Raw genomic sequence first — 26,021 nt, forward strand, 5'->3', positions numbered from 1 at the left:
ACTACACGCCGCGGCGCAGCTGCTGAAGCCCTGCCCTCACCCACGCCTTGCGGGCGTCCCTTGGCCTGGGTTTGGTCGCCGGCGGCGGCCTGGGCGGCTCCAACGCTTCCTTGACCCGCGCCATGGCGGTAGCCGTTGCGTCGGCCAGACGCCGGGCCTGTTGCTGCTGCTCAGGCGTAGGGGGCAGACCAGGCAGCGGTTCGAGCGGATTGCTCGGCGTCGCGTCCAGCAGCCGGGCAACGGCAACGCGCAGCCGCAGCTCTGGGTAGAGCCTGGCCGCGCACCAGCGCTCGGCGTGGCGCTTGCCCTGGGCGATGCTGGCGGCGCGCTCATCCTTGGTCTGCCACATCCTCCGGGCGTCGAGGTGCACACGCACGCCATGGTCCTTGGTCGGCGTGAGCTGGGCAATCTGTCGTCCACTCCACCACAGCACCCAAGCATCGTCCATCTGGCCCCAGCCAGCGGGCATCGGGGCGGTGCGGAATCCTTTGTAGCCGTGCGAGGGAAGCATGGCCGCAAGGATACGACCGGCCGTCGCAGTTCCTGCGAACAGGCGGCGACCTGGCTGAATCGTTCGGGCAGAGTCGAGTCATAGTCGACTCTGTGTCGGGACGCGATTGTTAAGGCCTGCATTGCCAGTTTGACGATTTCGACAATTTGCCGATTCGCAGGGTCGAGCCTGACTCGACTCTGTGCCGGCGCGGCGCTTCTCAAGCGCCTCCGGGTCGAGCTGCACGTGCCTCGGGACCTCACAAGGAAAGGATGCCTAAACAGTCGTATCGGTCTTATCGGTCAACTATGCGCTGACAATCGGAGCTCACCCATCACTACCCGCATCTGCTTGCGACCAAACCACCAGCAGCCCTCGCCGGCCCCATCTATTGGCCCCACCGCGCGCGTTACAAACAGCAATACAAAATTGATTGACAGCAAACAATCTCGATGCCGTACTAAACACAGCCTCACGAACCAGCTTTCTGTTGAAGCTGATCCGGTCGGTTGAAATGGCAGCTCTGATCCCAAGGAATGGAAAAATGAGAGTATCCAAACTGTCGGCATTGGCGATTATCGCCATTCTCACCGCGTCAACTGCAGCATTCCTCACGCTTCGAAAGGGCGAAAGTCCCCCCTCCTCGGCAACAGCAGCACTCCTGCAAGGAAAGGAGCAGAGCGCGCCATCCTCCACTGGCAGAACCAAGCTCCCTCCCTACGCGAGAAGAGAGAAAGGAAACTCCTTTGTCTTCGCGCGTGGGCAGGAACTGAGACCACCAGGGGACCCGCGCGCATGGATCGATTCACTTAAGCCCGTGGCCGAGGCTGGCGATGCTGACGCCTCCTACAGCATCTACTTGGCCCTGACGGACTGCGCGATGTATCTAAGGGCAAGTACTCCAGAAGAACTGACCGAATCGAGAGCCATCGGGGCCTCACCCGAGTATGAAAAAAAGCTACTGAGGAAGCTCATCGAGTGTGAGTCTCTTTCCCCTTCCCAGTCGGACCAGATTGGGTACTGGCTGGCAAAAGCTGCTGGCCAAGGATCAATAGAGGCCATGGTTGCTTATGCAGCCATGCCGAATGCAATACTCGGTGACAAGCCGGATCCCGAATCAACAGAATTCAAGGATTGGCAGAGCAGCGCCGCTTCGTACCTCAATGAGGCAATGCTAAAGGGAAGCGTCGATGCGCTGGCGCAATTATCGAATGCGTACATGGCTGGTTACGCACTCCCCCGCGATCCAGAGAAGGCCTACGCCGCACAGCTTGCACTGGGCGAAATCAACCCGGACTACTCCAGCGAGGCCTACAGAAACAGCATCGCCAATGAACTTTCGGCGCAACAACTTGCTCAGGCTCGAAAGAAGAGCAAGGAGCTCTTTCAGATCGTAACCCAAGCGAAGGGGATGGAACCTCAATGAATCCGTACAAATCAGTGATCGCGGTCATCCTCTTGGCAACCTGCTCCATAGTCCTTTCTCCGTCGAGAGCGGGACAGGTGGTATCAAGATACGGCCCCTACACATGCAAGAGCTGCCTGTTGCAAACACCCATGCCTGATTTGGCAACCCTGAACTTCATCCACAACACTCGAGCATTTCCAACAATGACCCATGGAAATGTCATTACCATCTGCAGCGCTACTGCTTGTGTTTCCTATAGAAAAACTGATGGGCGAAACTTCGAAGGCGGCCCAGTCCAGGAGATTAAACAGGGGAACCCTGGCGGTGCCGGTGGCGGTGGGGACGGTGGTGACGGTGGTGGAGCTGCAGGCGGCAACGGGGGGATGGACCGCCCTGGCAGCAACTGGGGAAACGAGCCTCCAACGTGCGGCCGCGGCCCTTGTAGCGGCACAGTAACCGTCGGCGGGTAGCCACTGGCCTCACTGACTGATGCGATGGGTAGCGTTGAAGCCCATCGAATCACTTCCTCGCCCTACGCTACTAGCAGTACCTTCGGGGTGTACCACGAGACGAGAATCAGTGCCCTGCGCCGCCTACGACGACAGCGGCGCCTCCGCCGACATCCACGACCGCATGCCCGTCTGGCTGCATGCCAGCCAGATCGATGAGTGGATGGTCGCCACTCCCGACGATGCGATGGCAATGCTGCTGGCCAGCGAGCCGCCGGCCATGGACGCTTACCGGGTCAGCCGGGCCGTCAATACACCGCGGAACAACCGAGAGGATCTGCTGCAGCAGATCGCCTGACATTCGCGCCGGCGAGACGCGAATGGTTCTCCGTAAGCACCGGGACAACCCGAAGCGCTACCCTCTGCCTTGTCCGCAGCGCAGCACAAGGAGAGAGTTATGCGCGTACCACTGATCACCGCCATCGCGGCAGCACTGATCACAGCCTGTAGCACCTCGCCGGGGGTCATACACGGCCGCACCGTCGACCTGCACCAGGAAGCATCCATCGCCGGCGAAAGCCTGGATGCTTTCGTGGTCCGCATCGCTCCTCGAGCGCTGGAGGCGTCCCAAACGGCCCGCGCAACCGTCTGCGGACAGGTCGAAGAGAACGCTGGACAGTACACGGTGCAACTGAAGACCGACGGCTACGTCAGCGACTGCGCCCTGCCCAGGACTGACCGGCCCTACCTTCTGGTCAATGGAACCGCCACGGAAGCACGCGAGAACCATTTCTCGCAGGTCAACTGGCAGCGCCCTGGCTACCTGATCACCCCGTGGTCGGTGAAGTACCAGGACGGCAACAGCAAGCGCTCCCGCATCGTTCGCTAGTAGTTCCGCATATCCAGAATCAGGCCGGTCAGGTTGTTGTAGCCCATGGCGGCCCCGGGCCTTCATCCGTCGCGCTGCGAGTGTTGATCAGTCCGACGTTGATGGTCCCATTCGCATTGGTTCGAACGCCAGCCACGTAGCCCACGGTCTGGGTGCGCCAGCCGCCTCCGCCGGTGATCGGACCGCCATCCACGCGGGTATAGAGGCCTGTGTTGCAGATGCCCACTGCATACCCCGATGAGAGAGGGACCGGGATATCCACGGTCCCCGTTCCGACAAGGGTATTCACCATTTGCAGCACCCGCATGTACTTATAGCGGGAGTCGAAGATCACCCGGTTGTTGGCCGGATTCCGCATCCGCAGCCCCTTGGTGGTGATGAATTTCATCTGAGCCACGTCAGTGGTATCGAACACCCAGTAGGTAACGCTCGCCCCCACGATGTCAGTGCTGATGACCCACTCGTAGGTAGATCCGGACTGGCTCTTGCTAACGACACCTACAAGCGCGCTGGAGCAGTTGACCGCCAGGATCGGCTCGTTACAGCCGGCGACCTGAATCACGGCCCTGCCGATCGTTCTGCCGCCGACGCCTGGAACCGTGTAGGCACTTGTCTGAACCACGAAAGGTCCGGTCTTCATGCCCAGACACTCCCAACTCGGGTCGATCTGGATCAGCGAGCCGCCTTCATTGCGGATGCGCCCTCCCCTTGCCATCGGTCAGTACCTTCCATAGACGAGCACACCGGATCGGTTAAACAGCGGGTTGGCCGACGAGTATGCCGCCGTCGCCGCCCAGTGGTCCCAGCCCCTGACCGATGCCTGCACGGCGTTCGGCATCAGCACCCCGAAGCGGGTGGCCGCGTTCCTGGCGCAGGTCGGCCACGAGTCGGCGAGCCTGACCCGTACCGTCGAGAACCTGAACTACGGTGCGCAGGGCATGGCCGACACCTGGCCCAGTCGCTACGCCGTTGACCCCAAGGCCAAGCCGAGGAAGCCGAACGACCTGGCGCGCGCGCTGGAGCGGAAGCCGGTCGCAATCGAAAACAACGCTTACGCCATTGCAGCCGACCGCCTGCTGGATTGTCGAGGCGGTCAGAATCATGGCTGGTCCGAAAAAAGAAAAGCCCCCGGATAGCTCCGGAGGCTTCTATGTCACTACGCCTTAAAGGCTAGACTAGAGGTGTGCACCTGTCAAGAGGTAAACCAAAGATGCACAATTCGTCTACAGCGTGGAGGAAACACATATGGGGAAGCATTTTGCAGCACAGTTCAGGGCCGCCGAATTCAGCTGCGTGCTCTGCGACGTCTACGCGAGTCAAGCCTTCAATAATCTACCGATCTCTCATTCCAGCAATTCCCGATCGTTGATTTGGAGGTCGACCTGCAGCGCCTGCAAAAATTCCATATTCTGGCTTGCGAATGAGGACGCTACTACTGGAAGAATCCTCATTCCTAACGTCGTCGGCACACCGCGCGCTCATGAACATATGCCTGACGCCGTCAAAGCTGACTATGAAGAGGCTGCTTCCATTTATGCCCTTTCACCCAGAGGGTCGGCCGCTCTCTTGCGGCTAGCTGTCCAGAAACTAATGGTATCCCTAGGGAAGCCAGGCAAGAACATCAACGAGGACATCAAGTCCCTCGTCGCCGAGGGACTTCCGGCGGTGGTTCAACAAGCACTTGACTACTGTCGAGTTGTAGGAAACAACGCCGTGCACCCTGGAGAACTAGATCTCGGCGATACGCCCGATATGGCTTGGACGATGTTCGAGATGCTGAACCTCATAGTTCAAGTGAAGATCGCGGCACCCTTGGAGTTCAAGGCCCGATATGAGCAGCTTCCCGAAGGTGCCAGAGCCGCCATTGCGAAGCGTGACGCTAAGCAGCAATAGCTGCCGCCTCAAGACGGCCGCGAAGGCGTTGGAATCCCAACTCCACTAAGTTCAAGTACTGGCGGGTCGAAACAGCACAATGGCCACTATTTGCCATCAGAAGGATCGCAGTCTCGAATCTTTCGACCTTCTTTCGCCCGTGCCCGCAGTAGTAGGCTCGCAGGGCGCAAGCCATCGCGACATTGTCCCTGCTAATGCTGGCGACGATATCTTCGATCATCTGCGCCCGATGGTCGGTCTCCAAAGGCTTGTAGCCCTGCGCCCTGCCCGGCATCTCGCCTCTGTGCTCAATCAGGACCGCAAGCAGATTCTTCGCCTGGTGGCCCAGATAGTCGCAGTCGCGGTGAAGGGCGAACTCCCGACCCCAGTGCTCAAGCTCCGCGCGAACGTATGCTCCAAACGTGTCAACCTGCATCGATCTTCTCCCCTCGCTGAGGGCCTTCCGGTTCCGGCCAGCCTGTAATCCGCACCACCACCTGGCCACCCGGCCGGCGCTCGCTGCTCACGACCAGGTGGCTGGTGAACCGCTTGTCGTCTATTCCAAGCACCTAGGCGATGCCGTCCCGATACGCCTTGAACCGTCCGAGCATGTTGTCGTCGTCCGGCAGGGCCTTGCCCGGCGCCTGGTGGAAGCTCATCCACAGGTGCAGCTTCCCTGCCGGCAGCTGCAGCGCGCGCCATCCAGCCTCGTGCGCCAGCACCACCGCAGTCTGCCGGGCATGCTTCGTGGCCCTGGCCTTCCTGCTCCAGTGCACCCGGCCATTCGGCGACAGATCCTTGCTCGGCCAGGGCAGCACCAGCTCCAGCGCGCGGTCAGCCTCCATGGGCGGCCTCGTTCTGGCCGATGGCATCGCGGAATGCAGCACGCCACCGGAACGCCGTTGCCCGGCTGATCCCGAAGTCCGCCCGAAGCTGGGCAATCGACGGAAGGCGGTCGCCGTACATGCGGACCATCCGCAGGGCGGCTGTCAGCGTGATGTTCTCGCGGCCCCACTCCGGCCAGCCCGGCTCGCGGTTGTGGTGGTGATCTGCTGGTTGCTGGCTCATGGAAGGTCTCGGCCAGCAGATTCGCCCTCGACTTCTTCGAGCAGGTCATACCTGGGACCGACTCCCCTACGCCGGCGCTGTTCGCTGACACACAAGGCGATCGCAAGCGCCGCAACATAATCTTTTCGTTGACTTTCCAAGCACCGTTAATAATGCTCAACAAGTCGGCCAGGAGTTTTACAGTCGACCAATAGCATCTCGCCCAGGATCTTCTTTGACTGAAGAGCGATTTCATTCATGGCAAACACCTTCGTTGATACCTGCCCTCACTGCCGGACGGAGTCTGTGGGAATGAGTTACGTGGTGACATCTGCGCCTCGCGGAAAAGATCCCACCGTCGTATTTCGCTGCAATGCCTGCAATGACTTGGTGTGTGTGGCAACGAAACATGGAGCGTTCGACCACAGCTGGATCACTCAAAGCCACGGCGAGTTTCGTGCAGAATGCAAGGCACGGGGAGCAGTGATAACAGGGATCTACCCGACGCCAAAGCGCATAGAAGTTCCAGAACACATCTCTGCGGCCGTTCAAAGGGCATATATGCAAGGCTCGGATAACGCTGCCCGAGGCCACGCCGATGCTGCAGCAGCCATGTATAGGAAGGCTCTCGACGTGGCGACCAGGGAGCTTGATAGCAGCCTCGCAGGAAAGAACCTCGCTCCAAGGATTGATGCCCTTCATAAGGCGGGAAAGCTGACCGATGATCTGAAGGAGTGGGCCCACCTGATCCGGCTTGATGGCAATCAGGGAGCACATGACGACGATGAACTGAGCTCGGAAGAAATCTTCCAATTGGCTAGCTTTACTGAGCTTTTCCTCACCTACACTTTTACGCTTCCCGCTCAAGTCGCTGCTAGAAAGGCAGCTGCGGCTCTTAGCTCGGGGTAGCGAAACATTGGCACAGGCGCCGGTCATGCTGCCTGTTCCCAGCTGGCGGCCAGGCGCTGCACCTGTCCGCCGCGCGCCTCGAACTCCTCCACCGTCTCGGCGGTGCAGCAGAAGCTGATGCCGGGCTTCGGGCGCATGGGGCGGGAAACGGTGTTGTGGTCCATGCGCCGCTCGCGGGGCGCCACCTGGGGATTCAACCTAGGCGCCAGGGCCTTCGTCGTCTTCATGCTGCTACCCTCAGTTCGTCGACGTACGTCTGGTTTGCGATCAGCTCGTCGTCGGAGCCGTACGTCTCGTGGAACGTCCGCGAGCCATCCAACAGGCTCGGGCCGTAGATCTGACGCATCGTCGCGAAGGTGTTCCCCTCCATCGGATGCCGCACGTGGTGCCACTTGCAGAGGGCGTAGCCCAACATGTGGCCGCGTCGGACGTTGCCGCTCTTGGCGTGGTTGTAGTCGCAGCCGCATGGACCCGTGGCACGTGGTGCGCTGGTGCACCGAACTCCGCGTCGCCCGCGTGTTGGTGGCGAACGTCCCGGAGTTCATGGACTGGGGCCCGAGCAGCCTCGTCACCGGCCGGCCGATCAAGTCGCGCCGCGGGGAGTACTTCCGCGCATGGGTTGCCGAGCTGGAGGCCGTCGGCTTCAAGGTGGACTGGAAGGTCGTCTGCTGCGCCGACTTCGGCGACCCAACCACCCGCCGCCGCTTCTTCCTGATCGGCCGCAGCGACGGAAAGCGCCTGTCCTGGCCAGAGTTCACGCACGATCGCGTGGGCGGTGACCAAAGCCGCGCGCCGCGTAATCAGCGACGTTGATAGCGGTGACTATCACGGCGAGATCTCGGAGGCCACGTATGCCGCACTGGAAGCAGCACTCGCCGCCCGCCAGCCGGTGGGGCAGGAGCGCGTTGCGTGGGCCAGCAATGGCGCAACCGACCACAAGGTCGTCGCCATGCCCGGCCTGCACAAGCTGCCCTATGGCGATTACGACCTGTACGCAGCTCCGCCACCGCAGGCCGTGGACCTAGACGCGCTGCAGGGTGTCGCTTCCGAGTCCCAGAATTGGATCGAATTCCATTCTGCTGGCAACTGGGACTATGACGACTTCCTGCGCAAGCACGTCTTCACCGAAAGCCACGCGGTAGGCAATGGCTGAAATGACAGCCAACACCATTTGCTACTGCGCAATTCTATGCGACCTCGGGATCCTGCTCATCGCGAATGGGCCGTCAAATCGCGTGCTCCTTTCCGTACTCCGTTTCTTGAAGATCTTCCCCATGCCTAATCATCGGCAGCAGGCGCTTCCCCTCCTTGGGCAGGATCACAAATACCTCACGAGCAAGGTTTGCTGTTCTGACAAGGACACCTGTCGCGGCTTCTTCCAACATCGGCGCAAGAGCTTTCACCATTTCAGCGTCAATGACAAAATTCTTGCTGTCGAAAAGCTGGCAACAGCGATTCTACTCAACGATCTGCTTTCGCAATGCAGTCAGGGCCTTGATCGCTTCACTTCGTTCTGGAATTACCTTCATTTCAGGGAGCTCGGTATACAGAGATATGCGAGCCACAAAATCCTCATCGGGATCGGCGCGCCCTTCTTTGATCATGCTGACCAGTGTCATGGTCGTCTCCAAATCGCGCTTGATGGCCGACAGATCTGGGATAACGTCGGCAAGCACCATCCTGGTGACCGCAGACTCCTCCCGCCTCGCCCTCCAGTACGGAAGGGCCACAGCTACCACCGTTCCCACGGCGGCCGCACACCCACCTACGGCAGCTACCGCAACCCAATCCATCCTGCAGTTCGCGCCGGACTCAAAGCACGGAACCATGATCTCGGCGAAGTACATGCATTAACTCTCCCTGTTGAGGGGCCGCATTCTGCCACGGTTGCAGCCAGGGAGGTCCTACCCCATGGCTGACCGGCTGATCACCGCTGCACTGACCTGGGCGATTGCCGGTAGCCTGTTCGTCGCCGGCATGGGCGCCCTGTGGGCGATCAGCCGCACAAGTCGCGGTGTGCACACAGCGGTGCGCCGAGTTGACGGAAGTAGGTGGCATCTCTATGAAGCACGACGGCGGCTGTACCTCCCCGCGGCTAGCTTTCGCTTCCTTCACAGATTAGCTTTTGGTGGAGTTACGTTGCTGCATCCGCTCTACAGCCTTGTCGTACTGCTCCTTTGCCTTCGCGTTTCGCCAATCATTCTCGTGTGCAAGCGCCACTTTGCGAAGGTTCTCGGCAAGCGTTCTTGCATCATCCGCGAAGATCTGCGGTTCGCTACCTATCCACCTATGAAGCGCAACTCTCAGTTTGAGAATGTCTGCAGCCACACTCTCATACCAACCGATGTCACCTGCGATCGTGTAGGACTGCCCGGGCTTGGGATCAGCGAGAAAAACTATGCGTTGACGGGCAATACTAAGCATGGCAGCACACTGTGCCACGGCACTGACTAGATAGCTTGGAAGATTGGGACTGAAAGAAATCAGGTCCATTACAGGTTGTGCGTTCAAGAACGCGATTGCCTTGGATATCTGTTGGTACTCCCAGGCGGTGACGCGACCATCCTGTGCATTGGGAACCTGCATTGCAGCCCGAAGATGGAGCTCCTGAATGGAAAGATCATCCGCCAGGACCTGAGCCAACACTTTCGCTTGGCGTTTGCGCCTTGCGTTGGCAAGAAGGAGGGGCAGAATTCCCACAAGGAGCGCAATAAACGCCGCAAAGCCTGTCATGACAGCCGAGATTGCATTCCAGTTCCACGAGCTCACCGCAACACGGCCAACTTCGACAACAACGCTCATTCCCTGAATCCCCTATTCGTTGCTGGGCATTCTGCCACGGGCCTATGTCACGAGGTGGCCGCACACGGCTGACCTGTTGCAGGGCACCGACGTGCCCGACTTCCGCGAGCTGGGCCACGTGCTGGCCAGCCTGTCGGGGGTGGACATCTCCAAGGCCAGCAAAACCGCCGTGCGCGCGTGGGAGGCCAGGGGCCTGGCACTGATCGCACTCTCCCGTGCGGACCGGGCCGAAGCCGATCGGATCATGGCCTGCGTATCGAAGCGCCGCCGTCGCGGCACCAATCTGGTCGCCGCCGGCGTGCCGAAGGAGGAAGCATGAACGAGAGCACCGCAGTCACCCCAAGCCGCCTCCTTCGCCGAGCGGAGGTTCTGGCCCGGATCGGGATGGCAAAGTCGACCCTGTACTTGCGCATTTCGGCCGGGAAGTTCCCCAAACCGGTCCACCTCGGCAGTTCAGTTCGCTAGGTCGAATCGGAGATCGATTCCTGGAATCAGGACCAGATGCAGCAGCGCGACCAGACCGACGATACCGAGGGCATGGATGGGGGTATCGCCGACGCAGCATAGGGTTCGAACCACTCAGCACAAAGGCCTGAGACGCGACTACGGTAGAGCCCACCTCCAACAACGAACGGTCCGTCAAGGATCGGAGAAGCCCGGAAACCCATTTGCAGTTTGGGTTTCCGAGCTCTTTACTCTACAGCGCTCCGCCTGCCCACTCATTGCTCCCGCGTGAGCCGGAGGCTCCCTTCTGACGGGGCCGTCGAACGGTAGGACTGTCGATCCCCGGCAGCAAGCGTAAGGTTCTGCGAAGTTGAAATGTTTGCGCAGAGCCCACCACCGGTCGAAAGCTTCAGGAAGTACGAGCCTGGAGCAACGTAAAGGGTTGCAGCTTCGGACTGCCGTACAGACGTCCAAGAACCCACGCTCAGCATGGGTTTCCGGGCTTTCTCATTGCCTGTTTGAACGGTCTACCGGTACTGCGTATGGCACGAACCGCAGCGCAGCGTGACCTGCTTCTTGGTCATCTGGCTGCCGGCAATGATGACCGCACCCACGGTTGAACGCGGATCGTTGATGACCGCCTTTTCAATGGACCCATCGGGCCACATGAAGGTGACGGTATCGCCGGCCTTGATCGAACCCAGGCCATGCGCGAGCCGGTGCTGACCGATCATCTCGAACATGCCCGCCTGCCGGATCTCGACCATCTCCGACACATTGACGTTCTTGACGTTGTTGAGATTGCGGTAAAGCGCATCACCGCCGTTGATGATCTTGGTGCCCTTCAATGCCAGGGCGACGCCTGGAACCAGTACCGCTAACAGCAACACCTTCCGCAGGGTCCTTCCCTTCATTTCATCGTCCTTGATTGCGCAATGATCTCGTCGGCCCGCTCGCGGGCCCGCTGCATCTGCTCCGGCGCCAGCACTTCGTTGCTGTACAGCGCCTCGACCGAGTCGTAACCGCACATGCCCGAACGGCACAGGCGATTCAACATCGGCGACTGCGCATCACAGGGTACGCCCTTGCGGCAACCTGCCAGCATCCATGCGGCTTCTTCTACGGCCGTTCCCACCTTGTACGGCTTCATCTGCTCGATGCGCAGGGAGGCGCCTTCTCCCATCATGGCCGCCAGCGCCATGTAGGCCTCGCCATCGTCCTGGGTCAGCACCGCTTCGACGAACGTCTTGTGATCGTCGATGGAAAGGTTCTGGTCGGCACGATGAAGGCCAGGCGCGGCCGCTTCGATCTGCGCAGCAAGATTGCCCTGCTTCACCGCCAGCGCCTGGTAGTGCTTGACGTTGCGGATGGCGGCAACCACGTCGGTGGACATGCCCTCGCAACGGCGCTTGAACCACGCACCGCTGCGCTCGATGGCACGCTTCCTGGCCTGCGGGATATCGAGCTGCGCCAGCGATCCGGCATCAGGAATCACAGCACAGTCATCGTAGATCCGGCTCAGCATGAAGCTCGCATCCGCGTCGCCGCCCTTGGACAGGAACTCAAGGTCGGCGATCAGCGGCTGCACCTGTGGTGCGCTGTAGTACTTTGCATAACTGGCGGCGATAGAGCGCCCGCCTTCGGTGTTGGTGCCTGCGATTTCTGTGGCTGAGATGGCCATTGCCTGGGGGGCAGCGGCTGCATCCGTGGCTTCAGAGGGGCGCTTGTCGTTCGTGCATGCCGACGCCGCCAATCCCAGCGTCAGTGCCAGCAGCGTCCTGCTGCATCGAACCAGTGCCCGCTTCCCACGTACTCGTCGCAAAATCATCATCCTGATGTGAAGGAACGACGCACTCTAGAGAGGCTGCACCACGCGCACAAGCGCCTGCACGGCAGACCGGGCGCGGTAGTTTCCGTATGCAAACCCGCACAGGCTTCATTGGCCCGCGTCGCGTGAGCATGTGCCGCTGCGATGCAACACACTCATGGCACCACGCATCTGCGCACATCGCACGCATGCCGCTGGCATCCGGCACAGATGGAACCGGAAATGCCAGAGGCAACATCGCACCCGAGCGGATGCACCCTCTGACCTGACCTAGAGCCAGCGCGGTACGCGCCTGCAGAAGGCTGCAAACTCGCCGGGGAAGCGCGCCGACAACACGCGTTCTTCGGGCAGGATCTGAAAGCGTGTGATGTACACGACAAACAGGGGGACCGCCAACAGCGCGCGCAGATCCTGCAGGTAAAGCATGGCGCCGAGCAGGACCAGCGCCTGCCCCAGGTACATGGGATTGCGCGTATGCCGGTACACGCCGTGCGTGACCAGCGCGCTGGCCGCCTGCGGCCGCAGAGGATTGATCGTGGTACCGGCGCGCCGGAACGCCAGCTTCGGCAGCAGATTCAACGCCACGCCGGTAGCCATCACGGCCGCCGGAACCAGCGCCGGAACCGCTGCGGGCCCGGTCCACAAGCTTTCCCAGCGACTGGCGGCAAGACCTGCCATCGCGCAGGCCAGCATCACCAGCGGTGGGGGAATCCGGGTTTCCAGCCATCTCATCGGCATTGCCTGTCGGCGTCCATTCATTTCAGTGTCACACACCGGTGCCCCAATCGCCCGGCGGTCACAGCCCCGTCGTTCGAGGCGTCCGCCCGGGATATTCCGCTTTGACAGGCCGACCGCTACAGTGGCGCCACCGCGCAGGAGGATCGTATGGCTACCACGGGCTTGGGCTTCATCGGCCGCACGACCCTCATCATTACCGTGCTGCTCGGCCTGGGCGGTTGCGCAACGCTGCGCCAGTTCGGGCCATCGGTGCAGGTCGCCTCGGTCACGCCGGGCCAGTACATCGCGCTCAAGCGCGGCGACATCCTCACCACCGGCAAGCTCAGCTCGGCAACGATGGAAACGCTGCGCGTGGCGGGGCTCGACGAGGGTGTCTGTGCCAAGCCTGGCCTGCCCTGCATCGAGGCGATGGAAGGCAGCATCGTGGTGCGCGAGGAAGACAAGCGCTCCAGCCTGGCCGAGCTGTGGCTGCAGTACGCCATGACCCTGCCGGCGCCGAAGCGCGAATACTCGGCCTCGGGGCGCGCCAAGACTGCCGTCACTGAACTGGATGCCGAGTTCCAGCCGCGCCTGGACGCCTGGATGCAGGTTGCGCGGCAGGCCTACGCATACCTGTTCTTCACCGAGCGCACCGCCAACCAGCGTGGCTTCGAAGACCGCCAGACCCAGGTACGCGACTACTACAACCTGGCCGTGCAGGAAGCCTCGGTGCAGTTGTACAACGCCTACGCCACCGGACGCGTGCGCAACGATGCCAGCCATTTCCAGCTGGGCCGCTGGACCTTCGTACTGGCGCCGGCCGATGAAGCCTCGCCGCTGGATACCCGCACCCCGACCGAGCTGGTACCGGCCGCGTCGCTGTCTTTCACCGGCACCCTGCGCAGCGTGCACCGCCGCGATGGCTTCGGTGCCGAACTGGTGGCGGTGATGGACGATTCCGATGCCAGCATCGCGCCGGCCGCCGCCGGGACTGGTACGGCGCCGGCACAGCGCAGCTGGAGCGAGATGCCCTCCCCGTCGATGAGCGTGCTGCTGCGCTTCTCGGGGAAGAATCTCTGGGAAGTGCTGCATGATGATTCGCCGGAACTGGAGATCCACGATCCCTACCAGGTCTCCGAAGTCACCCTGCACGGCCAGCAGGTGCCGCTGGCAGCCAACTTCACCGCAGGCTACGCACTGTGGCTGGCGCGCTCGAACTTCAGCCACCAGTCGCTGCGCTCGCTGTTCGGCGGCAAGGGCGGCATCGACACGCCGCATCTGTACATGATGCAGCCGTACGACCCGAACCGCCGCGTGCTGCTGATGATCCACGGACTGGCCAGCAGCCCGGAAGCCTGGGTGAATGTTGCCAACGAACTGATGCGCGATGATGAGATCCGCCGCGACTTCCAGGTCTGGCAGTTCTACTACCCGACCAACATGCCCATCGCGATGAGCCACGATGCGATGCGCCACACGTTGGCCGAAGTGTTCCAGCACTTCGACCCGGGTGCCAAGGCGCAGGCGTCCCACGACATGGTGCTGGTCGGCCACAGCATGGGCGGGGTGATCGCGCGGCTGATGGTCTCTTCCTCCGGCGACCATCTGGTCGAAACCCTGCTGGCCACTGCGCAGATGACGCCGGCCCAGCGCGAACTGCTGCGCACCAAGGGCGCTCCGGTGCTGACGTTCGTGCCGGAGCCGGAAGTATCGCGGGTGGTGTTCATCGCCACCCCGCACCGTGGCACCGACGTGGCCGGCACCCGCCTCGGGCGCTGGATCGGGCGCCTGGTCCGGCTGCCGTTGACCGTGCTGGAGGACGTCACCACGCTGGCCAACGATGGCCAGATCGATCGCAACGATGGCAAGCACGGCTACCAGATGAACAGCATCCAGAACCTGGACAAGGATGACCCGTTCGTGCGCGCGGTGGCCGATCTGCCGATGTCACCGAAGGTGCGCTACCACTCCATCATCGCCCGCGCCAAGGCCGAGGGCCCGCTGGAGAAAACCGATGATGGGCTGGTGCCGTACTGGAGCTCGCACCTGCCGCGTGCGGATTCGGAAAAGGTGATCGTATCCGGCCACAGCGTGCAGGAAGCCACGCCGGCCATCGTCGAGCTGCGCCGCATCCTGCATGAGGACATGCAGGCGCATGGGCGGGGCAGCAACTAGCCGCCCCTGCCCCTGCGCTCAGGCGGCCGGTGCGCGGCGCGAGAACGTGCCGTGCAATGCAGCGGGAATCGCAAAGCCCTCCATGCGCACCTCCGGCCGGTAGCCACTGCCTGGCGTGAAGCGGTACTCGCGCGCCAACAACGCGCACAGCAGCACCAGCTGCGCATTGCCCACCGCCGAACCCACACACGAACGGGTGGGAAACCCGTAGGGCACGTAGATGCCGGCGGTGCGCTTGCGCCGTTCGGGGAGCCAGCGGTCCGGGTCGAACCGCAGCGGATCATCCCAGTACTTGGCCGAACGGTGCTGGATGAACGAGCTCAGTTCGAACACCGTGCCTTCGGCGATCGCCTGCCCTTCCACTTCAAGATCACAGGCGGCCACCCGGCGGTTGTTGAATGGCGTGGAGTACAGCCGCATCACCTCTTTCAGGAAGCGCATGGTGGCCGGAATACGCCCCATCGGCAGTGCGTGGATCTCGGCATCGGACAGCGCGGCGAACTCCTCTTCGATGCGCTGCTGCCATTGCGGATGCATCTGCAACGCCAGCAGCAGGCAGGCGGCCATCATGCCCGGCACGCCGGAGATGGCGATCAGCTGCACGGTGACCAGATAGGTGACCTTATCCAGGCCGATGCGCTGGTGCAGCGATAGCAGCGACTGTGCGTAATCCAGATGGGAATGACCCGCACGCACGCGCCGTTTCAGCTCGGCGTGGATCACGCGCGACTCGGCGCGGTTGATGAGGAAATTGCGCAACAGGTCGCGACGATGGATGACCTGCTCGACCTGGATGCTGTAGCGAAGATGCAGCGCGCGTTCGATGGCGGCCACGCCCCGCGCGTCCAATCCATCGATGACCAGTGGAATCAACGGATGGGCCATCACCTTCCAGATGGCCGGCGTTGCGTCCTGCTCGACATCACAGAGCGCGTCCAGCGCCCGCCGCATGCGCGACTGCAGCACCTGCAATGTCTCCGCGTCGGTGAGTTCGGCACTGCGCGTGGCGATCAGGTTGCGCACTTCGGTCCAACGCACGCGCTCATGCCGCCGGAACAGGTCCGCCAGCGATTCGATCACGAACAGATGCTCGGAATTTTCCTTGTCGATCTTTCCGGCCAGCTCCGGGCAGAACACCCCGACCCCGCCCGTGTCCAGCTTCAGCACCGGCCCCTCGCGCTCCACGCGTGCGGCCAGGCGCTCGGCAGCGACGGTGCTGCCTTCGTTCGACGTCCCTTGCATGAAGTACGCCTCCGGCAAGAAGGGACTCGAAGACGAGTCCCTTCGTCCTGCTGCAGATCAGATCCGGGCCGAAACCCGGGGAATCAGAACTCTACCCAGATCTGCCAGACCGTCCACACACTGCTCTTTTCGGTCGGATGGATGTTGAGGCTGACGCGCAATGCTCGGGCGAATCTTTTCATGATCACTCCTTTGATTGTGCTTGCTGTGTGGTTATGCCGGGGTTATCCGGCCCCGGTTAGATAACACGACATAATCGCGCTGTCCAATCCATTCGGGTGGCGCGGTGCAACATGCCGTGGCGTGAATGTCGCGGGTAAACCCTCATCCTGCGTGTGCAGGCACGCTTCTATGCTGGCCGCACATCCCCCCCACGGAGATTGCCATGAATACGCACGATTCCAGCCGCCAGCCCCGTCCCGATCCGGCCGAGCGCGATGCCTTTTTCCCCTCGCCCTATTCGCTGTCGCAGTTCACCTCGGCACTGAGCAATCTGTCCGGCGCCGATTATCCCGACGCGCGCCGCGATGGCCGCTGGAAAGTGCTGATGATCGGCGCCGATGAGCGCTACCTGCCCACGGCCAATGGCCACCTGTTCTCCACCGGCAATCATCCGGTGGAAACCCTGCTGCCCATGTATCACCTGGACAAGGCCGGGCTGGACATCGATGTGGCGACGCTATCCGGCAACCCCGTCAAGTTCGAGTGGTGGGCGTTTCCGCGCGAGGACCGGGAGATCGGCGGGCTGTACGAACGCTACCAGACACGGTTCCGCCAACCGCTGCGCCTGGATGACGTGGTGGCGGCCCTCGGCGCGGACTCGGACTATGCCGCGGTGTTCATTCCCGGCGGCCATGGCGCGCTGCTCGGCCTGCCCGACAGCCGCGCAGTGAAAGCCACCCTGCACTGGGCGATGGCCCAGCAGCGGCACATCATCACGCTGTGTCATGGCCCCGCCGCGCTGCTGGCCGCAGGCGTCGACGAGGCCGACGGCGGTTCACTGTTCCGTGGCTACCGCATCTGCGCCTTCCCCGACGCCATGGACCGGCAGACACCGGAGATCGGCTACATGCCGGGACAGCTGCGCTGGTTCTTCGGCGAGCGCCTGGCGCAGCAGGGGGTGCAGATCGTCAACGCAGGCATTGATGGCAGTGTGCTGCAGGACCGTCTGCTGCTGACCGGCGACAGCCCGCTGGCCGGCAATGCGCTGGGCAAACTGGCCGCACGTACGCTGCTGGACACATTGGCCGGGCGCTGAGCACGGCCGCCCACGCTGCGGACCGAGGCGCCCACCGACGTGCTGCACGCGGTGGGCGCGGCTCAGCCGCGCGGGATCAACCGGCCGACGAAATCGACCGGATACGCAAAGCCTTCCAGCTGCATCCACGGCGTGGGCTGGGCCTGCACCTGCAGCTCGAAATCACGCGTGACCAGCGCGCAGAACAGCAGCAGCTGGGCGTGCCCGACCGCGCTTCCGATGCAGGCGCGGGAGGAGAATCCGAACGGGACATAGGCGCCCTTGTTGGACTGGCGACGCTCCGGTAACCAGCGATCCGGGTCGAAGCTGTCCGGCGCCTCCCAGAAGTCGGGGGAGTGATGCTGGAAGTAGGACGACAACTCGTACGCACCGCCCTTGCGGATGCAGACGCCCTCGATATCGATGTCATGCGAGGCAGGACGATGCAGGGCGAACAGGCCCGGCCAGAGCCTGAGCGTTTCCTTGACGAAGCGCGAGGTGCACGGCAGCGATCTGATCGGCAGCGCATACAACTCATCCAGGCTGAGCGCCGAGGTTTCCTCGCGGATGCGGGCGTGCCACTGCGGGAAACGATGCATGGCGTACAGCAGGCTGGCCGCAGTGATGCCCGGCAGGCCTGACATGCCGGCCAGCACCATCGACACCAGGTAGGCCACCCGATCCACCCCCACCCGCGGCACCAGGGGCAGCAGGGAGTGCAGGAAATCCTCGCGCGGCTGCGGCTCGCGCGCCCGGCGCCGGATGTGCCGCGAGACGGTGCGTGCGGCACGGCGCGAGAGATGGAAATCGATGACCCGGCGCCACCACGAGAAGTTCTGCAGCACGATGGCGTTGTAGCGGGTCTTCTGCTCGCCGATGAGCGCTGCCACATCGGCACGACTCAGCCCATCGATCAGCAGCGGCAACAGCGACTGCGATATCGCCCACCAGCTCAACCCACCCAGATCCTGCGGACGCGCCGCACGCTGCACAAGAAACGCATGCATGCGTTCATACAGTGCGCGCATCTGCGCGGGCGCAGCCAAGCGCCCGGCCTGCTCGCTCAACAGTGTGCGTACCTCGCGCCACGCCACCGGGTCCTGCTTGCCACGCAGGCCCAGAAAATCGGTCAACGAGTCCGGCACCGTATGCCGGTCGGTGTTGGCCTTGTCGATCCTGACCGCCAGCGCCGGATCGAAAATACCCACCACATCATTCTGGAACCGCAGCACCGGCCCTTCACGACGTACCCGCTCAAGCAGGTCGTCGATGGACATCACTTCCGCATCCGCTGCACGCTCATCCATGCCCAGCTCCTGACGCCAGGGAGGGCATCGGCCCTCCCTGGCGATGTCATCGAATACGTCGCGTCCTGCTGCTCAGAACAGATTCCAATAGCGATACCTGGAACGGATGCACTGCGTCGAATTGTCCGAACGCAGGTTCAGCGACACCTGCAACGCACGAATCAGTCGTGTCATGGCACAGCTCCTTGTGGTTCCATCATGGGTTGACGGTTGCGACTGCCCGGGCGAAGGCCCGGGCACCGCCGTTCTAGCACGCAGCCGCGCGCGCCCGGGTCAAGGCACCATGAAGAACGGCCTGAATACGCAGGAGGCATCGCTTCCGATACCGCCAGTGCAGGCACATCCGGCCCCGCTCGATTCGTGCGATGCTGCATGAAACCGTTTTCATGGAATGGAGGGATTCCACGATGTTGTCGCGTTTCCGTTGCCCGGCACTGGTCGCGTTGCTGGCCTTTGCTCTACCCGCCGTCAGCTGGGCCGCAGCCCCGGCGCCGCTGAAGGTGATGTCGTTCAACGTCCGCACGCCGGCCGATACCGAGTCGGGCAAGCGCTGGCCGGACCGCCGCGATGCGATGGTCAAGGTCATTCTTGATGCCCATCCTGCAGTGATCGGTACCCAGGAACTGGTGCAGGAACAGGCCGACTACCTTGTCCAGCATCTGCCGGGCTATCGCTGGTTCGGCGAAGGTCGCCGCGGCGGCAATGGCGATGAACACATGGGCGTGTTCTACGACGGCACGCGCCTGAGCGTGGAATCGTCAGGCAATTTCTGGCTGTCCGATACACCCGAGGTTGCCGGCAGCATCACCTGGGGCAACCTGTACCCGCGCATGGTCACGTGGGCGGTGTTCCGCCGCCTTGACGACGGTCGCCGCTTCTACTTCATGAATACCCACCTGCCCTACCGCGACGAGGACGAGCCCCGCCGGGTGAAGGGGGCCGAACTGATCGCCACGCGCCTGGCGACGCTGCCGCCCGATCTGCCGGTGGTACTGACCGGGGACTTCAACAGCGAACCGGGAGGCGAGACCTACAAGGCGTTCACCCGCGTGCTGCAGGACACGCGGACCCAGGTGGCAACGCCACAGGGGCCGCGCCTGACCTTCCATGATTTCACCGGCACACCCACCGTGCAGCTTGACTGGGTGCTGGTGCGCGGATTCCACGCACGCAGCTTCCTCACCGATGACCGCCGCATCAAGGGCGTGCTGCCTTCGGACCACTTCCCGCTGGTGGTGGAACTGGACTGGCCGAAGCGTTGAACCGGCTGTCGCGGCGGCTACAGCGATGCCCGCCGCGACAACAGCCGGTACAGTGCCTGGTGCTGATCGCGCGCCTGACAGATCCGCGCGCCGATGGCCAGGAACACCGCGATCCCGATCAGCCCCAGGCCCAGCATCGAATCGACCAGCCGCAGGAAACCGACCGCTGCGGCCAACGTCGCCAGCACCATCAATGCCACGACCGCCACCGACAGCCCGGCGCCGGGCAGCCCGGGATCGCCGAACAACATGCGCTGGGTGTCTCGCTTTTCGTCTGTCATTGCCGTTCCTCCCAAGGGCCACCCCACTAGTTACACGGGGCGGCGGCGTTCCGGCAGAGTCAGAAGCGACATGACTGTGAACTGCACCACGACCTGAGACATCGGGTCGGGTACGAAAGGGGCGACGGCCTCGGCCAGCGCCCCTTCCGGCTTACTGCGCCTGCGCCACGCGGGGCGGCTGCGGCGACTGCCCCCAGCCGCCCAGCGCCTTGTACACGCCCACCACGCTGACGTTGACTTCGGCTTCGGCCGCCGCCAACGCATCGTCAGCGGCCAACTGCGTGCGCTGCGCATCCAGCAGGGTCAGGAAATCTTCCGAACCCTCGCGGTAGCGGATCTGCGCCAGCGACTCGGCCCGCCGCGCCGCCTGCGCCTGTTCGACCACGATGCCCAACCGTGCCTGCTGCTTGGAATAGCGGGTCAGCGCATTCTCGGTGTCTTCCAGGGCCAGCAGCACCGCCTGCTCGTACTGCGCGGCAACGCCTTCGGCCTCGGCCTTGCTGGCACGCAGGCGTGCGCGCACGGTGCCGAAATCGAATGCCGCCCAGCTCAGCGACGGCGTCAGCGACCACGCCTTGTTGTTGCCGTTGACCAGGCCGCTGGCATCACCGCCGAGGAAGCCGACAAAACCGGACAGCGACAGCCGCGGGAACAGATCGGCGGTGGCCACACCCACCCGTGCCGTAGCAGCGGCCAGGCGACGCTCGGCCACACGCACGTCGGCACGCTGGCGCAGCAGTTCGCGGGTATCACCCAACGGCAGTGCCTTGGCGAAAGCGGGCACCTCATGCGGTGCCAGCATGTCGGCCAGCACTTCCGGGCGCTGGCCCAGCAGTACCGCCAGGCGGTTGCGCGACTGCGTCTCGGCCACTTCCAGCAGCGGGATGTCGGCCTCGATCGCCTTCAAGCGGGCACGGCTGCTCTGCACATCCAGTTCGCTGCCGGCACCCAGTTCCCAGCGTGCCTCGGTCAGCTTCTGCGTATCGCGCAGGTTGACCAGGGTGTGCTGGGCCACGGCGATGCGCTTCTGCGTACCGCGCAGCTCGAAGTAGTTGCGTGCCACTTCGGCGGCGACCAGCACCTGCGCGTCGGCCAGATTGGCCTGCTCGGCGTCGAGGTCGGCGCGCGCGGCTTCGGCAGCACGGCGCTTGCGGCCGAACAGATCCAGCTCCCAGCCGGCGTCGAAGCCGAGCTGGTAGCTTTCACTGAACACCCGCTGCCCACCCAGCTGCGGATCGGGTTGCTTGCGGCGGTCATAGCTGCCGCCTGCGGTGATGTGCGGGGCCTGGTCGAAACGGCTTTCGACGAACACCGCACGGGCCTGGCTGACGCGGGCCACGGCCACGCGCAGGTCGAGGTTGTCCGACAGCGCACCGTGCACCAGCTGCTCCAGCACCGGATCATCGAACTGCGCCCACCAGCTGGCCACCGGCGAGGCGGTGCTGAACACCGGCTGCTGGGCACCCTGCAGCACCACCGGTTCCTGCACCGGCGCCTTGTAGTTCGGGCCGACGCTGACACAGCCTGCCAGCACCAGGCTGGAGACGGCCATCGCCAACGTGCGGATCACCATGGCAGCACCTCGCCCAGGTAGGTGAAGCTGCCACTGGCGCCGGATTCACCGATCAGCGCCATTTCCACGCTGGAACGTGCGCCTTCGCTGATTTCGATCTCGCCGTTGCCACCGTTCATGTCGGTCTTCACGTAACCGGGGTGCACGGTGTTGACCTTGATCGGGGTGTTGCGCAGTTCGTAGGCCAGGCTCAGGGTCCAGCTGTTCACCGCCGCCTTGGAAGCGTTGTAGGCCGGGATCTTGAAATCGTAGATGCCCGAGGCCGGGTCGGCATGCAGGGTCTGCGAGCCGAGCATGCTGGACACGTTGACGATGCGGCCGGACTTGGCCTGCTTGACCAGCGGCAGGAAGGCCTGGGTGACTGCCACCAGCGCATACACGTTGGTGTCAAAGGTGCGCTTCCAGGTGTCGAGCGACTGTTCCGACGGCGCCTGCGCCGGGTTCTCGATCATGATGCCGGCGTTGTTGACCAGGATGTCGAGGCGGCCATGGCGCTGGCGCACCTGCTCGACCGCTTCGGCGATGCTGGCCGCATCGGTCACGTCCAGCTGGATGGCTTCCACCGGCAGGCCCTCGGCCTGCAGCTTCAGCGCCTGCTCCACGGCGGTCTCGCGCTTGCGGCCGGCCAGCAGCGTGTGCACGCCGGCCTGGGCCAGCTGGCGCACGGTCTCGGCACCGATGCCGCGGGTGGCGCCGGTGACCAGCGCGATCTTGTTCTGATGGGTATTCATGGATTCATGCCTTGTGAGGGGGAGGCCGCCGCCGGCCAGTGACCGGCGGCGACGGGGTTCCATGTCAGTGGTGGATGGTCGGCTCGCCGTGCTGCACCAGCTGGCCACCACCATTACGGGTGACGAACTTGCGCAGGGCTACGTAGAACACCGGGGTGAGGAACAGGCCGAACAGGGTCACGCCCAGCATGCCGGCGAACACGGTGATACCGGTCACCGAGCGCACTTCGGCGCCTGCACCGTGCGACAGCACCAGCGGCACGGTGCCGGCGATGAACGCGATGGAGGTCATCACGATCGGACGCAGACGCAGGCGGCAGGCTTCCAGCGCGGCTTCGACGATGCCCTTGCCGCCCATCTCCAGCTCTCTGGCGAATTCGACGATCAGGATCGCGTTCTTGCACGCCAGGCCCATCAGCACCACCAGGCCGACCTGCACGAACACGTTGTTGTCACCACCGGTCAGCCACACACCGAACAGCGCGGACAGCAGGGTCATCGGCACGATCAGGATCACCGCCAGCGGCAGCGACCAGCTCTCGTACAGCGCGGCCAGCACCAGGAAGGCCAGCATGATCGCCACCGGGAACACGATGAAGGCGGCCTTGCCCTGGGTGGCCTGCTGATAGCTCAGGTCGGTCCATTCGGTGGTCATGCCCACCGGCAGCACCTTGCCGGCGATCTCGGTCAGCTTGTTCATCGCTTCGGCCGAAGACAGCAGGCGCGGGTCGGCTTCACCGGCCAGGTCCGCGGCCGGGTAACCGTTGAAGCGCAGCACCGGGTCCGGGCCGAAGGTCTGCTTGATGGTGACCATCGAACCGATCGGCACCATTTCGCCGCGGTCGTTGCGGGTACGCAGCTTGCCGATGTCCTCGACCGTCTCGCGGTACGGGCCATCTGCCTGGGCGATCACCTGCCATGTACGGCCGAACTGGTTGAAGTCGTTGACGTAGGCCGAACCCAGGTAGGTCTGCAGCGTGTCGAACAGCTCGGTGAGCTGCACGCCCTGTGCCTTCGCCTTCACGCGGTCCACCTCGGCATCCAGCTGCGGCACGTTGGCCTGGTAGCTGGAAATCGGGAAGGCCATGCCCGGGGTCTGCGCAACGGTGCCCTGCATCGCCTGCACGGCGTTCTGCAGCGCGCCGTAGCCCAGGTTGCCGCGGTCCTCGATGAACATCTGGTAGCCGTTGCCGTTGCCCAGGCCGAGGATCGGCGGCGGCATCATCGCGAAGGCGAAGCCTTCCTGCAGCCCGGCGATCTTCTGGTTGATCTCGGCATTGATCTGCGCAGCGGTACGGCCATGACGCTCGGCGAACGGCTTGAGCGGAATGAACGCCACACCGGTATTGGGCGTGTTGGTGAACTGCAGCGCGTTCAGGCCCGGGAACGAAATGGTGTGGGCCACGCCGTCGGTTTCCTGGGCGATCTTGGCGACCTTGCGCAGCATTTCATCGGTGCGCGCGATCGACGAGCCTTCCGGCAGCTTCACACCGGCAATCAGGTACAGCTTGTCCTGGGTCGGGATGAAGCCCGGCGGCACCAGCTTGAAGATCACGCCGGTACCGACCAGCAGGATCGCGTAGACCACGAACACCGCGCCGCGACGGCCAAGGATGCGCGCCACGCCACGCTCGTACTTCTCCGAACTGGACTTGAAGAAGCGGTTGAACGGACGGAACACCCAGCCGAACAGGCGGTCGATCAGGCGGCTCGGGCCGTCCTTCGGAGCGCCATGGGCCTTCAGCAGGCGCGCGGCCAGGGCCGGCGACAGGGTCAGCGAGTTGATCGCCGAGATCACCGTGGAAATGGCGATGGTGACCGCGAACTGCTTGTAGAACTGGCCGGTGACACCGGACAGGAACGCCATCGGCACGAATACGGCACACAGCACCAGCGCGATCGCCACGATCGGGCCGGACACTTCACGCATGGCCTGGTGTGCCGCCGCGGTGGGCGACAGGCCTTCTTCGATGTTGCGCTCGACGTTCTCCACCACCACGATCGCGTCATCGACCACGATGCCGATCGCCAGCACCAGTCCGAACAGGCTCAGCGTGTTGATCGAGAAGCCCAGCAGGTACAGTGCAGCGAAGGTACCCACCACCGACACCGGCACCGCGATGAGCGGGATGATCGAAGCACGCCAGGTCTGCAGGAACAGGATCACCACCAGCACCACCAGCGCGATGGCTTCCAGCAGCGTGGAGACCACGGCCTTGATCGAGTCGCGCACGAAGATGGTGGTGTCATACACCGCTTCGTACTTCACATCGGCCGGCATGGTCTTCTGCATCTCGTCCATCGTCGAGATGACCTGGTCGCGGATTTCCAGCGCGTTGGCACCGGGCGACTGGAAGATACCGATACCCACCGCGTTCTTGCCGTCCAGCTGCGAGCGCAGGGTGTAGTCGCCGGCACCCAGTTCCAGGCGGGCCACGTCGGCCAGGCGCACGATCTCGCCATCGGTGCCGCTCTTGAGCACGATGTCGCCGAATTCCTTTTCGGTCTTCAGGCGGCCCTGGGCATTGATCAGGGTCAGGAACTGGCTGTTCGGCAGCGGTTCGGCGCCGAGCTGGCCGGCCGATACCTGCACGTTCTGCTCGCGCATGGCGCGCACCACGTCGCTGGCGGTCAGGCCGCGCGAGGCCACCTTGTCCGGGTCCAGCCAGGCGCGCATGGCGTAGTCGCCACCACCGAAGATCTGCGCGTCACCGACGCCGGGGATACGCGCCAGCGCATCCTTGACGTGCAGTCGCGCGTAGTTGCGCAGGTACAGGGTGTCGTACTTGCCTTGCGGCGAGGTCAGGTGCACCACCATCAGGAAGGTCGGCGACTGCTTCTGCGTGGTCACGCCCTGCCGGCGCACGTCCTCGGGCAGGCGCGCCTGCGCCTGCGCCACGCGGTTCTGCACCTTCACCGCCGCCGCGTCCGGGTCGGTGCCCGGGCGGAAGGTCACGGTCATCTGCAGCACGCCGTCGGAGCCGGCCACCGACTTCAGGTACATCATGCCTTCGACGCCGTTGATGGCCTCTTCAAGCGGCGTGGCAACGGTCTCGGCAATGACCTTGGGGTTGGCGCCCGGATACACCGTGCGCACGACCACCGACGGCGGCACCACTTCCGGGTACTCGCTGATCGGCAGGATCGGAATCGTGATCAGGCCTGCGGCGAAGATCACGATCGACAGCACCGCCGCGAAGATCGGCCTGTCGATGAAGAAACGGGAAAAGTCCATGGAGGAATTCCTGGGAAAGGCATTCGGCGGGCAACAGCCACCCTGCCCCTCGCCGAGATGACGAAGGCAGGGAAGGCTGCCGCTGGCGCCGGCAGCTAAGCGGAAACTCGGATCAGGAGACGG

General features: G+C 63.4%; 28 protein-coding genes and 2 pseudogenes. 13 read left to right on the top strand and 17 right to left on the bottom strand.

What is annotated here, in order from left to right; translation table 11 throughout:
* Position 1: 1 nt before the first annotated feature.
* Positions 2-511, bottom strand: coding sequence for a hypothetical protein (locus C9412_RS17070; RefSeq protein WP_107232726.1), 510 nt, complete (start codon positions 509-511; stop codon positions 2-4).
* A 493-nt stretch (positions 512-1,004) separates the two neighbouring features.
* Between C9412_RS17070 and C9412_RS17075 the strand changes: the two genes are divergently transcribed.
* The 3 genes and pseudogenes from C9412_RS17075 to C9412_RS17090 all read left to right on the top strand — a co-directional run bounded on the left by C9412_RS17075 (position 1,005) and on the right by C9412_RS17090 (position 3,236).
* A complete protein-coding gene (locus tag C9412_RS17075; RefSeq protein WP_146160169.1) occupies positions 1,005-1,916 on the top strand; it encodes a hypothetical protein in 912 nt (303 codons plus the stop codon).
* A 585-nt stretch (positions 1,917-2,501) separates the two neighbouring features.
* A pseudogene (locus tag C9412_RS17085) lies at positions 2,502-2,705 on the top strand (SOS response-associated peptidase family protein); the annotation flags it as partial.
* Between the two features lie 99 nt (positions 2,706-2,804).
* Positions 2,805-3,236: a hypothetical protein gene (locus C9412_RS17090; protein ID WP_107232729.1), complete on the top strand. Its 432-nt coding sequence runs from the start codon at positions 2,805-2,807 to the stop codon at positions 3,234-3,236.
* 28 nt (positions 3,237-3,264) lie between these two features.
* Here the strand turns inward: C9412_RS17090 and C9412_RS17095 are convergent, their stop codons facing one another.
* The gene (locus tag C9412_RS17095) at positions 3,265-3,951 is read right to left on the bottom strand and encodes a hypothetical protein (protein WP_107232730.1); all 687 of its coding nucleotides are present in this window, start codon (positions 3,949-3,951) and stop codon (positions 3,265-3,267) included.
* 49 nt (positions 3,952-4,000) lie between these two features.
* Here C9412_RS17095 and C9412_RS17100 point away from each other — a divergent pair, with 49 nt between their 5' ends.
* Both C9412_RS17100 and C9412_RS17105 read left to right on the top strand, forming a co-directional pair.
* Positions 4,001-4,372, top strand: coding sequence for a hypothetical protein (locus C9412_RS17100; RefSeq protein WP_181358740.1), 372 nt, complete (start codon positions 4,001-4,003; stop codon positions 4,370-4,372).
* A 352-nt stretch (positions 4,373-4,724) separates the two neighbouring features.
* On the top strand, positions 4,725-5,129 hold the full coding sequence (locus tag C9412_RS17105; RefSeq protein ID WP_107232731.1) for a DUF4145 domain-containing protein: 405 nt from the start codon (positions 4,725-4,727) through the stop codon (positions 5,127-5,129).
* Here the strand turns inward: C9412_RS17105 and C9412_RS17110 are convergent.
* The 3 genes and pseudogenes from C9412_RS17110 to C9412_RS17120 all read right to left on the bottom strand — a co-directional run bounded on the left by C9412_RS17110 (position 5,116) and on the right by C9412_RS17120 (position 6,176).
* The gene (locus C9412_RS17110; protein WP_107232732.1) at positions 5,116-5,544 is read right to left on the bottom strand and encodes a hypothetical protein; all 429 of its coding nucleotides are present in this window, start codon (positions 5,542-5,544) and stop codon (positions 5,116-5,118) included. The two genes, C9412_RS17105 and C9412_RS17110, sit on opposite strands and share 14 nt — an antisense overlap.
* A pseudogene (locus tag C9412_RS17115) lies at positions 5,534-5,980 on the bottom strand (hypothetical protein). The gene C9412_RS17110 and the pseudogene C9412_RS17115 overlap by 11 nt, the downstream one beginning before the upstream one ends.
* Complete coding sequence (locus C9412_RS17120) at positions 5,943-6,176, bottom strand: hypothetical protein (RefSeq protein WP_107232733.1); 234 nt, start codon at positions 6,174-6,176, stop codon at positions 5,943-5,945. The pseudogene C9412_RS17115 and the gene C9412_RS17120 overlap by 38 nt, the downstream one beginning before the upstream one ends.
* Before the next feature lie 291 nt (positions 6,177-6,467).
* Here C9412_RS17120 and C9412_RS17125 point away from each other — a divergent pair, with 291 nt between their 5' ends.
* The gene (locus tag C9412_RS17125) at positions 6,468-7,064 is read left to right on the top strand and encodes a DUF4145 domain-containing protein (RefSeq protein ID WP_181358741.1); all 597 of its coding nucleotides are present in this window, start codon (positions 6,468-6,470) and stop codon (positions 7,062-7,064) included.
* 23 nt (positions 7,065-7,087) lie between these two features.
* Here the strand turns inward: C9412_RS17125 and C9412_RS20730 are convergent, their stop codons facing one another.
* Positions 7,088-7,291 (bottom strand): hypothetical protein, encoded by a 204-nt coding sequence (locus C9412_RS20730; protein ID WP_181358744.1) that lies wholly within the window; start codon positions 7,289-7,291, stop codon positions 7,088-7,090.
* Positions 7,288-7,479, bottom strand: coding sequence for a Ref family recombination enhancement nuclease (locus C9412_RS17130; RefSeq protein ID WP_258190336.1), 192 nt, complete (start codon positions 7,477-7,479; stop codon positions 7,288-7,290). Before C9412_RS17130 ends, C9412_RS20730 begins: the two co-directional genes overlap by 4 nt.
* A 50-nt stretch (positions 7,480-7,529) precedes the next feature.
* On the opposite strand from C9412_RS17130, the gene C9412_RS17135 reads away from it, so the two are divergent.
* From C9412_RS17135 to C9412_RS20735, 3 genes are read left to right on the top strand one after another with little or no spacing between them, the layout of a single operon-like run.
* Complete coding sequence (locus C9412_RS17135) at positions 7,530-7,877, top strand: DNA cytosine methyltransferase (RefSeq protein ID WP_258190337.1); 348 nt, start codon at positions 7,530-7,532, stop codon at positions 7,875-7,877.
* Entirely contained in the window at positions 7,840-8,217 is a 378-nt protein-coding gene (locus C9412_RS17140) for a hypothetical protein (RefSeq protein ID WP_107232735.1), read from the top strand. The genes C9412_RS17135 and C9412_RS17140 overlap by 38 nt, the downstream gene beginning before the upstream one ends.
* A 1-nt stretch (position 8,218) precedes the next feature.
* Entirely contained in the window at positions 8,219-8,983 is a 765-nt protein-coding gene (locus C9412_RS20735; RefSeq protein WP_146160171.1) for a hypothetical protein, read from the top strand.
* 199 nt (positions 8,984-9,182) lie between these two features.
* On the opposite strand, the gene C9412_RS20740 is transcribed toward C9412_RS20735, so the two are convergent.
* On the bottom strand, positions 9,183-9,866 hold the full coding sequence (locus C9412_RS20740) for a hypothetical protein (RefSeq protein WP_181358742.1): 684 nt from the start codon (positions 9,864-9,866) through the stop codon (positions 9,183-9,185).
* Between the two features lie 19 nt (positions 9,867-9,885).
* Here C9412_RS20740 and C9412_RS17160 point away from each other — a divergent pair, with 19 nt between their 5' ends.
* Positions 9,886-10,185, top strand: a complete 300-nt coding sequence (locus tag C9412_RS17160; protein WP_258190338.1) for a hypothetical protein — start codon at positions 9,886-9,888, stop codon at positions 10,183-10,185.
* A 652-nt stretch (positions 10,186-10,837) separates the two neighbouring features.
* Here C9412_RS17160 and C9412_RS17170 read toward each other — a convergent pair.
* The 3 genes from C9412_RS17170 to C9412_RS17180 all read right to left on the bottom strand — a co-directional run bounded on the left by C9412_RS17170 (position 10,838) and on the right by C9412_RS17180 (position 12,870).
* The gene (locus C9412_RS17170) at positions 10,838-11,224 is read right to left on the bottom strand and encodes a hypothetical protein (RefSeq protein ID WP_146160173.1); all 387 of its coding nucleotides are present in this window, start codon (positions 11,222-11,224) and stop codon (positions 10,838-10,840) included.
* Positions 11,221-12,141 (bottom strand): hypothetical protein, encoded by a 921-nt coding sequence (locus tag C9412_RS17175; protein ID WP_146161740.1) that lies wholly within the window; start codon positions 12,139-12,141, stop codon positions 11,221-11,223. Before C9412_RS17175 ends, C9412_RS17170 begins: the two co-directional genes overlap by 4 nt.
* A gap of 267 nt (positions 12,142-12,408) precedes the next feature.
* Entirely contained in the window at positions 12,409-12,870 is a 462-nt protein-coding gene (locus C9412_RS17180) for an isoprenylcysteine carboxylmethyltransferase family protein (protein ID WP_107232742.1), read from the bottom strand.
* Between the two features lie 153 nt (positions 12,871-13,023).
* Here C9412_RS17180 and C9412_RS17185 point away from each other — a divergent pair, with 153 nt between their 5' ends.
* The gene (locus C9412_RS17185; RefSeq protein ID WP_107232743.1) at positions 13,024-15,030 is read left to right on the top strand and encodes an alpha/beta fold hydrolase; all 2,007 of its coding nucleotides are present in this window, start codon (positions 13,024-13,026) and stop codon (positions 15,028-15,030) included.
* An 18-nt stretch (positions 15,031-15,048) separates the two neighbouring features.
* Here C9412_RS17185 and C9412_RS17190 read toward each other — a convergent pair whose 3' ends face one another.
* Positions 15,049-16,272, bottom strand: coding sequence for a cytochrome P450 (locus tag C9412_RS17190; RefSeq protein ID WP_107232744.1), 1,224 nt, complete (start codon positions 16,270-16,272; stop codon positions 15,049-15,051).
* Positions 16,273-16,657: 385 nt separating this feature from the next.
* Here C9412_RS17190 and hchA point away from each other — a divergent pair, with 385 nt between their 5' ends.
* Complete coding sequence (gene hchA / locus C9412_RS17195) at positions 16,658-17,530, top strand: glyoxalase III HchA (RefSeq protein ID WP_107232745.1); 873 nt, start codon at positions 16,658-16,660, stop codon at positions 17,528-17,530.
* A 62-nt stretch (positions 17,531-17,592) separates the two neighbouring features.
* Here hchA and C9412_RS17200 read toward each other — a convergent pair whose 3' ends face one another.
* On the bottom strand, positions 17,593-18,816 hold the full coding sequence (locus C9412_RS17200) for a cytochrome P450 (RefSeq protein ID WP_107232746.1): 1,224 nt from the start codon (positions 18,814-18,816) through the stop codon (positions 17,593-17,595).
* Positions 18,817-19,223: 407 nt separating this feature from the next.
* Between C9412_RS17200 and C9412_RS17205 the strand changes: the two genes are divergently transcribed.
* Entirely contained in the window at positions 19,224-20,078 is an 855-nt protein-coding gene (locus C9412_RS17205) for an endonuclease/exonuclease/phosphatase family protein (RefSeq protein WP_107232821.1), read from the top strand.
* Between the two features lie 17 nt (positions 20,079-20,095).
* Here C9412_RS17205 and C9412_RS17210 read toward each other — a convergent pair whose 3' ends face one another.
* The 4 genes from C9412_RS17210 to C9412_RS17225 form a co-directional block, all read right to left on the bottom strand.
* Entirely contained in the window at positions 20,096-20,359 is a 264-nt protein-coding gene (locus tag C9412_RS17210; RefSeq protein WP_107232747.1) for a hypothetical protein, read from the bottom strand.
* 151 nt (positions 20,360-20,510) lie between these two features.
* Positions 20,511-21,932, bottom strand: coding sequence for an efflux transporter outer membrane subunit (locus tag C9412_RS17215; protein ID WP_107232748.1), 1,422 nt, complete (start codon positions 21,930-21,932; stop codon positions 20,511-20,513).
* Positions 21,926-22,663, bottom strand: coding sequence for an SDR family oxidoreductase (locus C9412_RS17220; protein WP_006433769.1), 738 nt, complete (start codon positions 22,661-22,663; stop codon positions 21,926-21,928). The genes C9412_RS17215 and C9412_RS17220 overlap by 7 nt, the downstream gene beginning before the upstream one ends.
* A gap of 64 nt (positions 22,664-22,727) precedes the next feature.
* Positions 22,728-25,898 carry a multidrug efflux RND transporter permease subunit gene (locus C9412_RS17225; protein ID WP_107232749.1) on the bottom strand — a complete coding sequence of 1,057 codons (3,171 nt, stop codon included), beginning with the start codon at positions 25,896-25,898 and terminating at the stop codon, positions 22,728-22,730.
* Positions 25,899-26,021: the final 123 nt, after the last annotated feature.

It is taken from the genome of Stenotrophomonas sp. Nf1 (assembly GCF_003028475.1).
Lineage (GTDB): Bacteria > Pseudomonadota > Gammaproteobacteria > Xanthomonadales > Xanthomonadaceae > Stenotrophomonas.

What these genes read in the sequence shown, in the direction of transcription:
- C9412_RS17070 (WP_107232726.1), bottom strand. Translation starts at nt 511, where the DNA reads ATGCTTCCCTCGCACGGCTACAAAGGATTCCGCACCGCCCCGATGCCC.
- C9412_RS17075 (WP_146160169.1), top strand. Translation starts at nt 1,005, where the DNA reads ATGGCAGCTCTGATCCCAAGGAATGGAAAAATGAGAGTATCCAAACTG.
- C9412_RS17090 (WP_107232729.1), top strand. Translation starts at nt 2,805, where the DNA reads ATGCGCGTACCACTGATCACCGCCATCGCGGCAGCACTGATCACAGCC.
- C9412_RS17095 (WP_107232730.1), bottom strand. Translation starts at nt 3,951, where the DNA reads ATGGCAAGGGGAGGGCGCATCCGCAATGAAGGCGGCTCGCTGATCCAG.
- C9412_RS17105 (WP_107232731.1), top strand. Translation starts at nt 4,725, where the DNA reads ATGCCTGACGCCGTCAAAGCTGACTATGAAGAGGCTGCTTCCATTTAT.
- C9412_RS17110 (WP_107232732.1), bottom strand. Translation starts at nt 5,544, where the DNA reads ATGCAGGTTGACACGTTTGGAGCATACGTTCGCGCGGAGCTTGAGCAC.
- C9412_RS17120 (WP_107232733.1), bottom strand. Translation starts at nt 6,176, where the DNA reads ATGAGCCAGCAACCAGCAGATCACCACCACAACCGCGAGCCGGGCTGG.
- C9412_RS17125 (WP_181358741.1), top strand. Translation starts at nt 6,468, where the DNA reads ATGAGTTACGTGGTGACATCTGCGCCTCGCGGAAAAGATCCCACCGTC.
- C9412_RS20730 (WP_181358744.1), bottom strand. Translation starts at nt 7,291, where the DNA reads ATGAAGACGACGAAGGCCCTGGCGCCTAGGTTGAATCCCCAGGTGGCG.
- C9412_RS17130 (WP_258190336.1), bottom strand. Translation starts at nt 7,479, where the DNA reads ATGTTGGGCTACGCCCTCTGCAAGTGGCACCACGTGCGGCATCCGATG.
- C9412_RS17135 (WP_258190337.1), top strand. Translation starts at nt 7,530, where the DNA reads ATGGACCCGTGGCACGTGGTGCGCTGGTGCACCGAACTCCGCGTCGCC.
- C9412_RS20735 (WP_146160171.1), top strand. Translation starts at nt 8,219, where the DNA reads ATGACAGCCAACACCATTTGCTACTGCGCAATTCTATGCGACCTCGGG.
- C9412_RS20740 (WP_181358742.1), bottom strand. Translation starts at nt 9,866, where the DNA reads ATGAGCGTTGTTGTCGAAGTTGGCCGTGTTGCGGTGAGCTCGTGGAAC.
- C9412_RS17170 (WP_146160173.1), bottom strand. Translation starts at nt 11,224, where the DNA reads ATGAAGGGAAGGACCCTGCGGAAGGTGTTGCTGTTAGCGGTACTGGTT.
- C9412_RS17175 (WP_146161740.1), bottom strand. Translation starts at nt 12,141, where the DNA reads ATGATGATTTTGCGACGAGTACGTGGGAAGCGGGCACTGGTTCGATGC.
- C9412_RS17180 (WP_107232742.1), bottom strand. Translation starts at nt 12,870, where the DNA reads ATGAGATGGCTGGAAACCCGGATTCCCCCACCGCTGGTGATGCTGGCC.
- C9412_RS17185 (WP_107232743.1), top strand. Translation starts at nt 13,024, where the DNA reads ATGGCTACCACGGGCTTGGGCTTCATCGGCCGCACGACCCTCATCATT.
- C9412_RS17190 (WP_107232744.1), bottom strand. Translation starts at nt 16,272, where the DNA reads ATGCAAGGGACGTCGAACGAAGGCAGCACCGTCGCTGCCGAGCGCCTG.
- hchA (WP_107232745.1), top strand. Translation starts at nt 16,658, where the DNA reads ATGAATACGCACGATTCCAGCCGCCAGCCCCGTCCCGATCCGGCCGAG.
- C9412_RS17200 (WP_107232746.1), bottom strand. Translation starts at nt 18,816, where the DNA reads ATGGATGAGCGTGCAGCGGATGCGGAAGTGATGTCCATCGACGACCTG.
- C9412_RS17205 (WP_107232821.1), top strand. Translation starts at nt 19,224, where the DNA reads ATGTTGTCGCGTTTCCGTTGCCCGGCACTGGTCGCGTTGCTGGCCTTT.
- C9412_RS17210 (WP_107232747.1), bottom strand. Translation starts at nt 20,359, where the DNA reads ATGACAGACGAAAAGCGAGACACCCAGCGCATGTTGTTCGGCGATCCC.
- C9412_RS17215 (WP_107232748.1), bottom strand. Translation starts at nt 21,932, where the DNA reads ATGGTGATCCGCACGTTGGCGATGGCCGTCTCCAGCCTGGTGCTGGCA.
- C9412_RS17220 (WP_006433769.1), bottom strand. Translation starts at nt 22,663, where the DNA reads ATGAATACCCATCAGAACAAGATCGCGCTGGTCACCGGCGCCACCCGC.
- C9412_RS17225 (WP_107232749.1), bottom strand. Translation starts at nt 25,898, where the DNA reads ATGGACTTTTCCCGTTTCTTCATCGACAGGCCGATCTTCGCGGCGGTG.